This is a genomic window from Sphingobium sp. CFD-1 (assembly GCF_024611115.1).
Taxonomy (GTDB): Bacteria; Pseudomonadota; Alphaproteobacteria; order Sphingomonadales; family Sphingomonadaceae; genus Sphingobium; species Sphingobium baderi_A.
This window is the reverse complement of sequence record NZ_CP084398.1, coordinates 1546534-1561563: the sequence shown is the minus strand read 5'-3', so window position 1 is coordinate 1561563 and position 15030 is coordinate 1546534. Positions and strand designations below refer to the sequence as shown.

Here is a 15030-nt window from a genome sequence, read left to right as displayed (position 1 = left end):
AAAGTCGTCCATTGGGCGGAGCAAAACCAGGCCACTTGATCCGGGTGTTGGCGAGCGCCGGGAGGGCGTAGCCCGAGCGGGGGTCGCCAACACCCGGATTGCCGTTTCTGTCAGGGGTTGGGACGTGCTTTGCGTGCCTGGCTCTGGGCCAGGCGATAGCTCTCGCCGTTCATCTCGAGGATGCTGACGTGGTGGGTGAGCCGGTCGAGGAGCGCGCCTGTCAGGCGCTCGGAACCGAACGTCTCGGTCCATTCGTCGAACGGCAGGTTGCTGGTGATCAGCGTCGAGCCGCGTTCGTAGCGCTGTGAGATCAGCTCGAACAGCAGTTCCGCGCCGGTTTTGGAGAGGGGCACGAACCCCAGCTCATCGATGATGAGAAGCCTATAGCCGGTCATCTGCTTGTGTAAGCGCAGTAGGCGGCGTTCGTCGCGTGCCTCCATCATCTCGCTGACCAGCGCGGAAGCAGTGATGAACCCGACCGTCAGGCCCTTCTGGCAGGCCGCCAGGCCAAGACCGATCGCGACATGGGTCTTGCCGGTCCCCGACGGGCCAAGGGCGATGACGTTCTCGCGACGGGTAATCCAGTCACAACGCGCCAGTTCGAGCACCTGCATCTTGTTGAGCTTCGGAATGGCGGCAAAGTCGAAGCTGTCGAGGCTCTTGGCGGCCGGGAACCGCGCGGCCTTGATCCGGCGCTCGACCATCCGGCGTTCCCGGTCGATCAGTTCCAGTTCGACAAGCCGAGCAAGGTAGCGGACATGATCTACGCCCTCTGCTGCGCATTGCCGGGCCAGCTTGTCATGCTCGCGCAGGAAGGTTGGCAGCTTGAGCGTCTTGAGGTGGCTGGCGAGCAGCAGTTCGGGAGCTTGGCTGCTCATGCCGCTGCTCCGCCGGTCAACAGCCGCATGTACGAGCGCGCCGATGTTGTCTCCACTCTGGCCCTGGGCAGGTAGGGATAGATCGCCATGTCCAGTCGGGGCGGGCGGCGCTCCACCCGGCATAACAGGAGATGCTTCACCGCATCGAAGCCGATCGCGCCCATATCAAGGGCCTGCTTCACCGCGCCATGCAGATCGGCCAGAGCGAAGCTCTCCAGCAGGCGCAGTACCTGCACATATTCGCGCCGGCCATGCTTGCCCATGCGCGTCTCCATCAGCCGGCGCAGCGTTGTAAATACCTCGGGCAGGTCCCAGCCCTGCAATGGTGCGGCCTGATCGAGGGCATTGATCTTCTGTTCGATCAGGGGAAGGTAATGGATCGGATCGAAGATCACATCCTCGCGCTCGTAGCTGCGCACATGGCGGGCAATGATCTCGCCCCGGCAACCGATCACCACCTCGTCGACATAGCCCCTGATCCACACCTCCTGGTGGCCGAAGCGCACCGGCACCGAGTAATCGTTGGTCCGGTAACGCACCAGCGCCTGCGATGAGACCTGGCCGCTGGTCTGGTCACAGGCCTCGAAGGGGGAAGCCGGCAGTTCCTGCATCGCCGCCAGATCGCGCCGCAGCCTCTCGCCAATCGTCTCACTCTCGCCCCGCAGCCGGTCGTTCTGCCGTTTGCGGCATTGCTCCTCGAGCCACAGGTTGAACGCCTCCCATGTCGGGAACCGGGGGATCGGCACCATGAAGTTGCGCCGGCAATAGCCGACAAGGCCTTCAACGCCGCCCTTATCGTTACCCTTGCCGGGGCGGCCGTAACGATCACGGATCAGGTAGTGCGACAGGAAGGCGCTGAACAGCCTCGCGCGCAGCCGCGTCCCGTCAGGCAGGATCTTCGAGACCAGGCAGCGGTCGTTGTCGTAGACGATCGACAGCGGCACCGCGCCGAAGAACGCAAAGGCGTGGACATGGCCGTCCATCCAGGCCTCGGCAACGGCAGCCGGATAGGCGCGTACGTAGCAGGCGTCGCTGTGCGGCAGATCGAGCACGAAGAAGTGCGCCTTCTGCTCCACCCCGCCGATCTCGACCAGAGCTTCTCCAAAATCTGCCTGCCCATGGCCGGGTGCGTGTGCCAGCGGCACGAACATCTCCCGGCTGCGCTGATCCCGATCCCGGATGTAATCCTTGATGATCGTGTAGCCTCCGGTGAAGCCATGCTCTTCGCGAAGGCGATCGAACACACGCTTCGCCGTATGGCGCTGCTTGCGCGGGACCGACCGGTCCCCATCCAGCCAGCCGTCGATGATCGGTATGAACGCTTCCAGCTTCGGTCGCCGCACCGGGGCGCTGCGACGGTAACCGGGCGGCTCGGAATACGACAGCATCTTGCGGACCGTGTCGCGCGATATGTTGAAATGCTTCGCTGCCGCCCGGGCGCTCATGCCGCCCGCGCAGGCAAGACGAACCTTCAGGTAAAGTTCCACGGTGTAAATCCCTCATCCCTCCTCGCCAGCATCGCGAAAAGGGAAAAAGTGGACGACTTTTACGCCGCCCGCAGCAGCACTTCGCCGCCGCTACCGTGGTCTAATTTTGCACCGCCGTTCTCAGCCTGCGTAACCGATTTCTGCCAGTCTTGAATAGCTATTTGCAGGCCTTGGGTGAAGGTTGTCTGGTTTTTGATCGCGACTTGTGTCAGCGCCTGCGCGCCGCCCACGTGGTACTGGAACTGACGCCAGAAGGCTTGTGCGGGCAGCGTGGCCAGTTCCTGCCAGTTCTTGGCCTTGAGCAGGTTTTCGATTTCTGCGCCGGACTCGGCAATGCCGTCTTTGCCTGCGCGCGTGGCGTTCTCCAACCATTGCTGGCCGTTTTCCTGCACCAGGCGCTGGAGGCGCAACTGCAGTTCCAGGTTCGCCTTGAACAGGTTGAGAGGGATGGTTTCATTGCTCATGGTCAAACTCCTTACTGGGTTGAGTGCCCACTCGGGCGATCAAACGATCAGGCCATCTGGCCGATCGTTTTGCGAAAGCGTGCCAACGACAGGAAAAACAGCACCGTGCCGATCAGGGCCAGCGCCAGGAACGGCTGCCATACCGTCTCCAGGCCCGCGTCCCGGTAAAGGATGGCCTGGCTCAGTTCCACGAAATGGGTGGTGGGTGCGATCAGCATGATGTTCTGCACGATCTCGGGCATGCTTTCGCGGGGCGTGTCGCCGCCGGATAGCATCTGGAGCGGCATGATGGTCAGCATCATCAGCATGCCGAACTGCGGCATGTTGCGCGCCAGCGTGGCGATGAATATGCCCATGGAGGTGGTGGCGAACAGGCTGAGGGCCGCGCCGGCGAAGAACAACACAATGGAGCCCTCGATGGGCACGCCCAGGATGCCGCGCACCATGAGGTTGAGGGACAGGAAGGAGGCGATCAGCACGACCAGGGCCATCGACCAGACCTTGGAGAGCATGATCTGCGCGGGTGTAACCGGCATCACCAGCAGGTGCTCGATGGTGCCGTGCTCGCGCTCCCGGATCAGCGCTGCGCCGGTCAGGATGATGGACAACAGCGTGATGTGGTTGATGATCTGCACCACCGAGCCGAACCAGGCCTTGTCCAGTGCCGGGTTGAAGCGTGCGCGCAATGCCAGATCCACGGGTGGCGCGTCGGTGCCGCGGTAACGCTTGACGAACTCATTGACTTCGCCGGTGAAGATCTGCTGGATATAGCCACTGCCGGTGAAGGCCTGGCTCATGCGGGTGGCGTCGACATTGAGCTGCACGGCAGGCGATCGCCCCGCCAGCACGTCGCGCTGGAAGTTGGGCGGAATGACCAGAGCGAAGGTGTACAGCCCCGCGTCCATGCCCGGGTCCACGTCCCCATAGTCGATCATGGCCGGTGGCGTGAACTGCGGGGGGTAGAAGGCCGAGGCAACCCGCTGGGACAGCGCCGAATTATCCTCGTCGACGATGGCGATGGGCGCGTTGTGCAGCGTCTCCGGCATGGACGTGGCCTTGGTGTAGACCGACGCGGTGAACACATAGACGATGAGCACAAGCATCATCGGATCGCGCCACAGACTCCACAGCTCCTTGACACCAAGGTCGTAGATATTGGCCAGGTTTCTTCTGCGCATCTCAACGCTCCTGCTTCTTGAGTAGCAAAACAGCCACGCCGAGAATGACCGGAACCGAAATGAGCATCGACCACAGCGGCCCCGTCAGGTCGGCCAGGCCGAGTGATTTGTTGAACACGCCACGGCTGATGGAGATCATGTGCGTGGCGGGGTAGATCTCGCCGATGAACTTGCTGGAGCCTTCAAGCGAGGACACGGGATCCCTCAGGCCGGCGAACTGGGTGGCCGGAATGATGGTGCCGATCATGGCAAAGAACATGGCGGCGATCTGGCTGCGCGTGACGGCCGAGGCCAGCAGCCCCATGCCTGTCGCGGCGAAGGAGAAGATCAGCGCGGCCAGCGACAGGGTGAAGAAGCTGCCCGTGACCTGCACACCGAAGACGGTGACCGCGAGCAGGCTCATCAGCAGGAAGTTCACCATGGCCAGACCGACATAGGGCAGTTGCTTGCCAAGCAGGAACTCGATGCGCGTGACCGGCGTCACGTACAGATTGGTAATCGAGCCTGTCTCCTTCTCGCGCACCACCGCCAGCGCGGTCAGCATCGCCGGCAGCATGAGCAGCAACAGGGGAATCACCCCCGGCACCATGGCCGGCAGGCTCTTGACATCGGGGTTGTAGCGAAAGCGTGTCTCGACGCTCGCATTTCCTGCGGCGCTGGCACCGCTGCGTTCGCTGGCCTGTACGAGCAGCCAGTGCTGGTGCATGCCCTGAACGTAGCCCTGGACGGTTTCCGCGCGTTGCGGCATGGCGCCGTCGATCCAGGCACCTATCTGCACGTTCTGGCCTCGCAACACATCGCGAGAGAAGCCAGGGGGGATCTCAATGGCCAGCGACAGTTCGCCGTTGCGCATGCGTCGATCAAGGTCCTCGTAGTCGATGATCGGCGCGTGCTCGGTGAAGTAGCGCGATCCGGCCAAGTTCAGCGTGTAGTTCTGGCTAAGCGTGGTCTGGTCGCGATCGAGCACCGCATAGCTCAGGTCCTCGACGTCCATGGTGATGCCGAAGCCGATCACGAACATCAGCAGCAGCGAACCGCCCAGCGCCAGCGTGGCGCGTACCGGGTCCCGCTGCAATTCCAGCGTCTCGCGCCACAGATAGCTGAACATTCGCTGCAGACTGAAACCGCCAGAGCCGTGCCCGCCGTGTTCAGCGGGCGCCGCCGATGGTTGCTCCTCGTGATCGGCGGCCCCGGGCTGGCTGGCCGGCGCCGCCGTGCCGCCCTCGGCTTCGACGAGGTAGCCGATGAAGGCCTCTTCAAGGGTTTTGGCGCCGCGCTTCTCGACCAGTCTGGCGGGCACGTCGCTGTCGAGCACCTTGCCCGCATGCATCATCGACATGCGGTCGCAGCGCTCTGCCTCGTTCATGAAGTGGGTGGAAATGAAGATGGTCACCCTGTCCCGGCGCGACAGTTCGGCAAGCAACCGCCAGAAGGCGTCACGCGCGACCGGATCGACGCCGGAGGTGGGTTCATCCAGGATCAACAGTTCGGGCTTGTGAACCATCGCCACAGCGAGGGAGAGACGCTGGCGGATACCGAGCGGAAGTTGCTCGGGCAGCTCGTCCATGACCGGCTCGAGACTGAAGCGTTCCGCCATCTCGGTGACGCGGCCCGGTATTTCGTCGACCGGCACATGGAACAGCCGCGCATGCAGTTCGAGATTCTGCCGTACGGTCAGTTCGCCGTAGAGCGAGAAAGCCTGGCTCATATAGCCAACCCGCCTGCGCGTCGCGATGTCGTGCGGATCGACCTCATGGCCAAACAGCCAGGCCCGCCCTTCGCTTGCCGGCAGCAGTCCGGTCAGCATCTTCATCGTCGTCGACTTGCCGCAGCCGTTTGAGCCGAGGAAACCGAAGATCTCGCCGCGGCGGATGCGGAAACTGACATGATCGACGGCGACGAAATCGCCGAAGCGCATGGTCAGCCCCTCCGCCTCGATGGCGATGTCATCCTCGTCGACGTCGAGCGGCGGGATGATGACCGGCTTGTGGCCGCGTTTCCTCTCTTCGGGCAACAGTTCGGCGAAGGCAGCTTCGAGATGATCCGTGCCGGTCCGCTCAAGGATTTGCGAAGGCGTGCCCGTAGCCAGGATCGCGCCATCATCCATCGCCACCAGCCAGTCGAACCGCTGCGCTTCGTCCATATAGGCCGTCGCCACGATCACGCTCATGCCGGGACGATCTTCGCGGATGCCGGCGATCAGATCCCAGAACTGCGCGCGCGCCAGCGGATCGACGCCGGTGGTCGGTTCGTCCAGGATCAGGAGATCGGGATCGTGGATCAGCGCGCAGCACAGGCCGAGCTTCTGCTTCATGCCACCCGACAGCTTGCCGGCAGGCCGCGACAGGAAGGAATAGAGCCCCGTGCTGCGGGTGAGCGCATCGATCCGGCGGCGGCGCTCGGACGCGCCATGACCGAAGAGACGGGCGAAGAACTGGAGATTTTCCTCGACAGACAGTGTCGGATAGAGGTTCCGTCCCAGACCCTGCGGCATATAGGCGATGCGCGGACAGACGTCCTCGCGATGACGGCGGTCGGCCATATCGCCGCCGAGCACATGAACCGTCCCCTCCTGCACGGCGCGAGCGCCCGCGACCAGCGATAGCAGGCTCGACTTGCCGACCCCGTCGGGGCCGATCAGACCGATCATCCGGCCTGGGCTCAGGTTGAGGTCGATGCCGCGCAGGGCTTCCGCCTTGCCGTAGCGCAACCGCACTCCGGCAAGGCGGACGACCGGTGGCCCCTGGGGGGGCGTGGGGGAAGCCACCGGCCTATTCCTTTACAAGGTTCGACAGCTTGTCCGGCCAGGCTGCCTGGGAATCGATCCGCACATAGGCCATGCCCGGCAGGCCTGTTTTTACCAGCGCGATATGGCGCTGGAGCAGCGCGGGATCGATCTTCGCCCGGACGCGGAACATGAGCTTCTGGCGCTCGCTTTGCGTTTCGACCGTCTTGGGCGTGAACTGCGCGACATCGGCCACGAAACTGATCTTTGCAGGAATGACGACATCGGGCGCGGCATCGAGCACCAGGCGAACCTCGCTGCCGATGCGCACGCGCCCCGCGACCGTTTCCGGCAGGAAGAAAGTCATATAGACGTCGGTCAGATCGACGAGGTTCATGACCCGGCCGCCGCCGGCGACGACCTCGCCCGGCTGGGCAACCCGATACTGGATGCGGCCGCCGCGAGGCGCCTTGAGGTCGCTGTCGCGGATATCCGCCTCGATCCGCGCGATGGTTGCGCGCGCCGCATCGACATTGGATCGGGCGCCGATGACCTGGCTGCGCGCTGCGGCGATATTGGCGTCGGCCGACGCCAACTGCGCGCGCGCGGCTTCTACCGTGGCGGAAGCTCCTTCGACCGCCGCCTGGTTATCGTCGCGCTCCTGCGTCGGCGTGGCGCCTTCGCGCGCAAGCGTTTCCGACCGGCCAAGCCGCTTGCGGGCCGCATTGAGTTCGGCTTCCCGCTGGCGGACAGTGGCGAGCGCTGCCGCGCGTTCGCTCTGCCGCTGCCCCACCTGGGTTTGCGCGATCTGGACGGCATTGAGCGCCTGGGCGAGCTGCGCCTTCGCTTCAGAAAGCTGAGCAGAGAGCGTCTCGACATCCATATGGGCGACGACCTCGCCGGCTTTCACCAACTGGCCTTCTTCGGCGACGATATCGCGGATGCGGCCCGGCGTTTTCGCCGAGATATCGATCTCGAGCGCTTCCAGCCGGCCATTGCCACTGACGATACCCTCCGGCAGGTCCGCGGGCCTGAGCAGCGACCAGAGGATCACGGCCACCGCCACGACCGCCGCGACGATCGCGCCCCTGATGAACCAGGTCTTGCCTGTCGTCTGCGTCATTGTGACTGTTCCCCGTTTCTGTTCGATAGGTTGCCGTCGAAGGCGTCGTCCGCGACAAATCCTCCGCCCAGCGCCGAATAAAGTACGACGATGCTGGCCAGTTCGGCCCGCCGAAGCTGGACCAGGGCCTGTTCGGCGTCGAACAGGTCGCGCTGGGCATCCAGCACCTCCAGATAGGCCGAGCGGCCATTGTCGAAGCGAAGCTGGGCGAGCCGCGCGCGTTCGCGCTGGGCGTCCAGCATCTGCTGTGTCGTGTCGATCTGCAGCTGCAACTGCTGCCGGCGGACAAGGGCATCGGACACGTCGCGGAACGCCGATTGCACGGTCTGTTCATATTGCGCGACCGCCCGTTCCTGCCGGGCCCTGGCCACGTCGAGATTGCCCTTCAGGCGTCCCGCGTTGAAAAGCGGAAGGCGGATGGTCGGGGTGAAGCTCCACGCCTCGCTGCCGCCGGAGAACAGCCCGTCCAACTCATCGCTCATCGTGCCGTATGCGCCCGTCAGGCTGATGTTCGGAAAAAAGGCCGCCCGCGCCGCGCCGATATTGGCGCTGGCGGCGCGCAGCTGATATTCGGACGCCACGATATCCGGGCGGTTGGCCAGAAGGTCGGAGGGCAGCCCGGCAGGCAGCGTGAGCCGTTCGGGCACGTCGGTCAGAGACAGGGTCCCGGACGCGATCTCGACAGGCCGCCCGATCAGCACCGCAAGAGCATTGCGGTTGACGGCCCGGTCCTGCTCCAGCCCCTGCATCGTCGTATTGGCCTGGCCCAGGAGCAGCTGCGCCTGGGTCATCTCGAGCTTCGATCCCGATCCCACCTCATAGCGGCGGCGCATGATGCGCAGCGCTTCCTCGCGCGTTTCGATCGAGTGCCGGGCGAGTGCGACCCGTTCCTCATATTCCCGTTCGAGAAGATAGCCGTTGGCGACCTGCGCGACGAGCTGGCTCGCGACCGCGCGGCGCGCTTCCTCGGTCGCCAGATACTGCCAGCGCGCGGCATCGCGCAGGTTGCGCAGCCGTCCCCAGAAGTCGATCTCCCAACTGGCCGAGAGCTGCGCGCTGATCTGTTTGACATCGACAGGCGTAGCGCCCGCGCCGGGGAGATTGAACAGGGTCCGGCCCCGCGTTCCCGTGCCGACCGCATCGAGCTGCGGATAGAGCGAGGAGCCCTCGATCCGCCAGGCGGCGCGGACCTCGGCGACGCGGGTCGCCGCGATGCGGATATCGCGATTGTTCGCGAGCGCCTCGCCGATCAGCCGCTGCAACTCGGCTTCCCGGAAGAAGTCGTGCCAACCGATGCGCGCGATCGTGGTCCCGGCGATGTTGGCCGCCTCGTAGGTCGGCGGCACCGGCTGGGGTGGCCGGACATGCTCAGGCGCAAAAGAGCAGCCGGTCACACCCACCATCAAAGCGGCGACAACAGCGGTCCTCGGCCGCAGGGGAAAGCACGGCAGGCGCCACCCTTTCATATGGACTTGATCAGTAAATCGCACAACATCCCCTGTTGCAAGAAGACTTCAACCTGCCCCCGCCCTGCCGAAATGCCGCAGGTTGGCGGCATGGCGGTCGAACTGTGGTTTTCAGGTCTTGTCGGTCTCGGGCTTGGCCGTTCCGGTCTTGGCCGGGGCGGTCACAGGCGCCTTGGCGGCTGCGGCATCTCCCGCCTGGGAGGGTGTGAAGAAAGACGTCCAGAGTTGCAGCACATGAGCCGCCTGCTCCTGGGCCTGGCCGGGTGACAGGCTGTCACCAACCCCGGCCCGCCAATCGTCGAGCGCGCCCTTCATGTCCTGGGCGCACGCCTGACCGTTCCGGCTGATTTCCTGCCACATCTCGGAAAAGCCGGCGATATTGGGCAGAGGCACAGCCCCCGCCTTCTCCGCGCTCTGCGCCGAGAGAAGCTCGAACGTGCGCGAAGCGATCGCCGCCTGGCGCTGGCCGGCTTCGCGCATGATCTCGGCGCATTTGAGGGCGAGTTGCCGATTGGCGCCGGCGACAGCGGCAAACTGGTCGAACGGATAGCTCATGAGACTGCTCCTTGAAGTGGGGTTGGATCTGGAGTGCAGATCGGAAGACGAACCACGCATTAGATTCATGGACGGCAAGAGTTTCAGCCGTTGGCGATATATTGCCCGCCATTGATCGTGAGCACCGAGCCGGTATTGAAACCGGCCTTGTCCGAGGCCAGCCAACAAACGGCTTCGGCGATTTCAGCCGGATCGCCCAGGCGCCCGACGGGAATGCCGCCGATGATCTTTTCGCGGACATCCTGCGGCACGGCAGCGACCATCTCGGTGTCGATATAGCCGGGGCATACGGCGTTGACCGTGATGCCGCGCGACGCATTTTCCTGCGCCAGCGCCTTGGTGAAGCCGATCACACCCGCCTTGGCCGCCGAATAGTTCACCTGGCCAATCTGGCCCTTCTGGCCGTTGATCGAGGAGATATTGATGATCCGGCCAAAGCGGCGTTCGCGCATGCCTTCGATGACGGCGCGCGTCATTGTGAACATCGAGTCGAGGTTGGTGCCAAGAACCTCGCGCCACTGCGCAAAGCTCATCCGATGGAACATGGTGTCGCGCGTGATGCCGGCATTGTTCACCAGCACTGAAACCGGGCCCAGTTCCTTTTCCACGCGGGCCAGGCCTTCGCGGCAGGCCTGTTCCTCCGCGACGTCCCATTTATAGACGGGAATGCCCGTACCATCCCGGAACAGCTCGGCGGCGGCGTCGTTTCCATGATATATGCTGGCAACATTCCATCCCGCTGCTTTGAGCGACCGGGCGATTGCCGCGCCGATTCCACGTGTTCCCCCAGTTACGAGTGCAATTCCCGTCATGATACTCCGGCTCCATTTTCCAGGTCACGCCGCGCGGTTTCCCCCGTCGCGCCTCTCCGGACTATTAGTATCTATACTTATGAGTGTCGCTATTGCCGCTTTCCCGCCCCGGATCAAGTGCGGTCTTTGGCCCGCATGAAAAAGGAAGGTAATGACAAAAAGGTGACAAGCCGCCGATCACCTCGACACAAGCTGGCGCCGCGCGATCCAAAAGGCGGACGGCCGCCGCAGGAAATAGCCGCGCAATTGGGCGAGCATATATTGCAGGTCGCGCTCGACCAGTTCATCGCCCATGGGGTGGAAGGCGCCAACATGGATGACATTGCCGCGGCCGCGAACGTCTCCAAGCGCACGCTTTATTCGCGTTACGGATCGAAAACCCAGCTTCTGATCGCCAGTGCCGAGCACGGCACCCAGCGCCATCTCAAAGCGATTACCGTCGACCGGCGATCAGGAGACCTACGCAATCGGCTCCTGAAGCTTTGCCGCAAGATGCTCGACGCTGCGCTCAAACCCGAGGTCATTGGCATCGAGACACTCGCGACCTGGATTTTCGAACGCAAGCTCGAGGCGCAGCTCAGTATTCATCGCAACCCCGGCGCCTCATTGATCCAGGATCTGCTGACGGAGGAGGCGCGTGTGCGCAACATAGAAGAGGATCTGCCCTTTCTGGCAGCGTTCATCTTCGATGCAACGGTGACCGGTCCGCGCGCGAGAATATTGTTACGAAAGGATCTTGCCAACACAGCTCGGGCCAAGACCGAACATCTCGCCCAGACCATGGATCTGCTGGCACGGGCAGTTCCGCTCCTCGAACCTGAATTGCAACACGCACCCAAAAGGTGATTGCGATGTCCGCCAGCGCTCCGTTCTGTCCGAGGCATTGACAGGACGAGGGCCCAGGACCGAACGCGCGACGCCCTTGTTTTCGCCTGTCGATGGACGGCGTTGCTTCGACCGTTAGCCCCGGCCTGGTCGCAGCCCCCAGGTTCCAGGGTATTCAGGCAGCCGCGGCGCAACCCTTCCGCTCGCACCGATCGTCGTCCGGACTGTGCGTTCGACCGATTATGCTGAATGGGTCCAGGAGCTTCAACGTCCGCGCCCCCCGGCGGCCCAGGGAGCGGCGACCTGATTCGCGCCGGCAGGCGCCCGCCCAAGACCCTCGCATGTCATGGCAAATCGTCGCGACACGCAAAGCCGTTTGACGATCAAATACGAAACTTCTAAGTATAGTTCCTAATGGCGCCGCCGCTCCCTCACAGCGAGATCAGGCACGACTAAATCGGCCATGACAGGGGCCGAATCATATCGGGAGAGACTTCGACCAGGCGCATCGCGGCATAGCGCATGCGCCACTTCCCGCCGTGCGGCCCAGGCGCCCATGGCGACTATTGAAGGCCAAAGGATGATGTCATGCCCAGAGTCGCACTCGTTACCGGCGGCGTCAGCGGAATAGGCGCGGCGACCGCAATGCTCCTCCGCGACAAAGGCTATCGCGTTGCCGTCAATTATCATGGCAATGACGAGGATGCCGAGCGATTCCTCGCGGAAACCTCGATCCCGATCTACAACTGGAATGTAGCCGATTTCTCCGCCTGTCATGACGGCGTGGCGAAGGTTGCGGCAGACATCGGCCCCATCGACATTCTGGTCAACAATGCCGGCATCACGCGCGACGGCACGTTGCACAAGATGACCGAGGAGCAATGGCGCAGCGTCGTCGACGTCGATCTGGGCGGCTGCTTCAACATGTGCCGTGCCGTGATCGAGGGCATGCGCGAGCGCCGGTTCGGACGGATCGTCAATATCAGCTCGGTAAACGGTCTTTCAGGACAATTTGGCCAGACCAACTATGCAGCGGCCAAGGCAGGCGTGATCGGCTTCACCAAGGCGCTGGCACTGGAAGGCGCGTCTCGAAACATCACGGTCAATGCGATTGCGCCGGGCTATACCGATACCGGCATGGTCGCCGCGGTGCCGCAGGACGCGCTCGAGGCGGTGCTGGCCGCGGTGCCGGTCGGCCGGCTCGGCACGCCGCAGGAAATCGCGCGCGGCGTGCTCTATCTTGTCGAGGACGAGGCCGGTTTCGTGACCGGCGCCACCCTCTCGATCAACGGCGGCAAGTATCTCGCCTGAAAATGCGTGGAAGGATTATTCTCATGACCAGTCCTGTCGTTCTGTGCGCCCCGGTTCGCACGCCCATCGGCGCCTATGGCGGCGCGCTCAAGGACATGAAAGCGCCCGCGCTCGGCAGCGTCGCCATCGCCGAAACGCTCAGGCGCGCGGGCGTGGGCGCTGACAATATCGACAGCGTCGTCATGGGACAGGTGGTCCAGGCAGGCGCGAAGATGAACCCTGCCCGCCAGGCCGCCATCAACGCGGGGTTACGCGACAGTGCTCCTGCCATGACCGTCAACCGGGTCTGCGGATCGGGCGCACAGGCGATCGCCTCGGCCGCCCAGGAGATCATGCTCGGCCTTGGCCAGGCCGTGATCGCCGGCGGCATGGAGAATATGGACCAGGCGCCCTATCTCATCGAGAAGGGACGCTGGGGCTATCGTATGGGCGAGGGCAAACTCCTCGACGCCATGCTCCATGACGGGCTGAATGACGCCTTCAGCAATCAGCATTCAGGCTGGGTCACCGAGGATCTGGTCGCACAGTTCGGCATCAGCCGGGAGGCGCAGGATGGCTGGGCGTTGCGCTCGCAGCAGAGTTTCAGCGCGGCCCAGGCCAATGGCCGGTTCGAGGCGGAGATCGTGCCTGTCGAGATTCCTTCTCGCAAGGCTGTGACGCTCTTTGCAAAAGATGAGCAGAACCGGGCCGATACGAGCCTTGAGAGCCTCGCGCGTCTAAAGCCTGCCTTCCGACCGGAAGGCACCATCACGGCGGGCAATGCGCCCGGCCTCAACACCGGCGCGTCCGCGATGATCGTCGCGAACGAGCAATGGGCGCAGCGCAATGGCGTGACGCCCCTGGGGCGCCTCGTCGCGTTCGGTGTCGGCGCGGTCGCCCCCGGCCTCTTCGGCCTCGGGCCGGTGCCCGCCGTCCGGCAGGCGCTCGAGCGGGCGGGATGGTCGGTCGGAGACCTCGATCGCGTCGAGATCAACGAGGCTTTCGCGGCCATCGCCATCGCGGTCACGCAGGAACTCGGCCTCCCTGAGGACATCGTCAATGTGGAAGGCGGCGCCATCGCGCATGGCCATCCGATCGGGGCGACCGGTGCCGTGCTGACCACCCGCCTGCTGCATGCGATGCGGCGCGACGGGCTGCGCCGGGGCGTTGTCACCTTGTGCATCGGCGGCGGCCAGGGCGTGGCCCTCGCCCTGGAGGCGATGGCATGATCACGAGCGGCACGGCGCGGCGGCGATTCTCATGCGAATGTGCCGCGCCGGGCCTCTGACGATGCTCGATGACAGCGCCTGCCGCATTGCCGACACTCCATCAGCCTGCCGCGAAGGCGTTGACTGCGCCAGGCTGGACACCTCCGGGTCGGTGTCGGTGGTCGGCCCGCCCGCGCTCAAAGTCCAGGCGATCGAGAAAGCGTTCGGACGGCGAAAGGTGCTGGACGGCTTCTCGCTCGAGGTCGATCGCGGCGAGATCGTTGGCCTGCTCGGCCCCAACGGCACAGGCAAGACGATCTGCTTCTACGGGATCATGGGTCTCATACGCCTCGATGGCGGTCGTATACTGCTCGACGGCGAAGATGTCTCAGCACTGGCCATGCATGAGCGCGGCAACCGCGGGCTTGGCTATCTGCCGCAGGAAGCCTCGATCTTTCGCGGGATGAGCGTTGCGGACAACATCCGCTCTGTGCTGGAACTGCGCATGACCGACCCTGGCGACATCGACCGCCGGCTGGGCGAACTGCTTGCCGATTTCGGCCTGACGCATCTGCGGTCGACACCCTCCCCTTCCCTGTCCGGCGGCGAGCGGCGGCGCTGCGAGATCGCGCGCGCCCTGGCGGCCGAGCCTGGCGTGATCCTGCTCGACGAGCCTTTCGCCGGGATCGATCCCATTTCGATCGCGGACATCAAGCTCATGGTCCGCGATCTCAAAAGGCGTGGCGTCGGCGTCCTCATCACCGACCATAACGTCCATGAGATGCTCGAACTGGTCGACCGCGCCTATGTCATCCACGGCGGCAAGGTGCTTTTCGTGGGCAAGCCGCAAGAGCTTCTTCACCATGACGAAGTCCGTCGTCTGTACCTGGGAGAGAATTATGAGGATTGATTTTCTTTCTCTGTTCTCAACCCACATTCCCCAAGTAAATCGCTGATTTTGCTGTCAGGATCTCAATATTTCCGATATAAATCATGGTGTTGATGGCCGTGAGGGGCGC

At 63.8% G+C, this 15030-nt stretch carries 13 protein-coding genes; 4 read left to right on the top strand and 9 right to left on the bottom strand.

Annotation, left to right across the window (positions count from 1 at the left end; all coding sequences use genetic code 11):
* Window positions 1-110: 110 nt before the first annotated feature.
* The 9 genes from istB to phbB (LDB26_RS08040) all read right to left on the bottom strand — a co-directional run bounded on the left by istB (window position 111) and on the right by phbB (LDB26_RS08040) (window position 10688).
* Window positions 111-878 (bottom strand): IS21-like element helper ATPase IstB, encoded by a 768-nt coding sequence (gene istB / locus LDB26_RS08080; protein ID WP_063976957.1) that lies wholly within the window; start codon window positions 876-878, stop codon window positions 111-113.
* A complete protein-coding gene (gene istA / locus LDB26_RS08075) occupies window positions 875-2365 on the bottom strand; it encodes an IS21 family transposase (protein WP_081261070.1) in 1491 nt (496 codons plus the stop codon). Before istA ends, istB begins: the two co-directional genes overlap by 4 nt.
* A gap of 59 nt (window positions 2366-2424) precedes the next feature.
* Complete coding sequence (locus LDB26_RS08070; RefSeq protein WP_245843016.1) at window positions 2425-2829, bottom strand: phasin family protein; 405 nt, start codon at window positions 2827-2829, stop codon at window positions 2425-2427.
* Window positions 2830-2876: 47 nt separating this feature from the next.
* Complete coding sequence (locus LDB26_RS08065; RefSeq protein ID WP_088137969.1) at window positions 2877-4007, bottom strand: ABC transporter permease; 1131 nt, start codon at window positions 4005-4007, stop codon at window positions 2877-2879.
* 1 nt (window position 4008) lies between these two features.
* Window positions 4009-6774 carry a ribosome-associated ATPase/putative transporter RbbA gene (gene rbbA, locus LDB26_RS08060; RefSeq protein WP_089220944.1) on the bottom strand — a complete coding sequence of 922 codons (2766 nt, stop codon included), beginning with the start codon at window positions 6772-6774 and terminating at the stop codon, window positions 4009-4011.
* Between the two features lie 4 nt (window positions 6775-6778).
* Window positions 6779-7855 carry an HlyD family secretion protein gene (locus LDB26_RS08055; protein WP_037444232.1) on the bottom strand — a complete coding sequence of 359 codons (1077 nt, stop codon included), beginning with the start codon at window positions 7853-7855 and terminating at the stop codon, window positions 6779-6781.
* Window positions 7852-9258 (bottom strand): efflux transporter outer membrane subunit, encoded by a 1407-nt coding sequence (locus tag LDB26_RS08050; RefSeq protein WP_048578300.1) that lies wholly within the window; start codon window positions 9256-9258, stop codon window positions 7852-7854. The genes LDB26_RS08055 and LDB26_RS08050 overlap by 4 nt, the downstream gene beginning before the upstream one ends.
* 174 nt (window positions 9259-9432) lie before the next feature.
* Window positions 9433-9876, bottom strand: coding sequence for a hypothetical protein (locus tag LDB26_RS08045; RefSeq protein ID WP_037444229.1), 444 nt, complete (start codon window positions 9874-9876; stop codon window positions 9433-9435).
* A gap of 83 nt (window positions 9877-9959) precedes the next feature.
* On the bottom strand, window positions 9960-10688 hold the full coding sequence (gene phbB / locus LDB26_RS08040) for an acetoacetyl-CoA reductase (RefSeq protein ID WP_020817741.1): 729 nt from the start codon (window positions 10686-10688) through the stop codon (window positions 9960-9962).
* A 261-nt stretch (window positions 10689-10949) separates the two neighbouring features.
* Here phbB (LDB26_RS08040) and LDB26_RS08035 point away from each other — a divergent pair, with 261 nt between their 5' ends.
* The 4 genes from LDB26_RS08035 (at window position 10950) to lptB (ending at window position 14921) form a co-directional block, all read left to right on the top strand.
* Window positions 10950-11534, top strand: a complete 585-nt coding sequence (locus tag LDB26_RS08035; RefSeq protein WP_257541536.1) for a TetR/AcrR family transcriptional regulator — start codon at window positions 10950-10952, stop codon at window positions 11532-11534.
* Between the two features lie 567 nt (window positions 11535-12101).
* The gene (gene phbB, locus LDB26_RS08030) at window positions 12102-12824 is read left to right on the top strand and encodes an acetoacetyl-CoA reductase (protein ID WP_037444222.1); all 723 of its coding nucleotides are present in this window, start codon (window positions 12102-12104) and stop codon (window positions 12822-12824) included.
* 23 nt (window positions 12825-12847) lie between these two features.
* Complete coding sequence (locus LDB26_RS08025; protein ID WP_037444218.1) at window positions 12848-14032, top strand: acetyl-CoA C-acetyltransferase; 1185 nt, start codon at window positions 12848-12850, stop codon at window positions 14030-14032.
* A gap of 37 nt (window positions 14033-14069) precedes the next feature.
* On the top strand, window positions 14070-14921 hold the full coding sequence (gene lptB / locus LDB26_RS08020; RefSeq protein ID WP_373886192.1) for an LPS export ABC transporter ATP-binding protein: 852 nt from the start codon (window positions 14070-14072) through the stop codon (window positions 14919-14921).
* The last annotated feature ends 109 nt before the right edge of the window (window positions 14922-15030 follow it).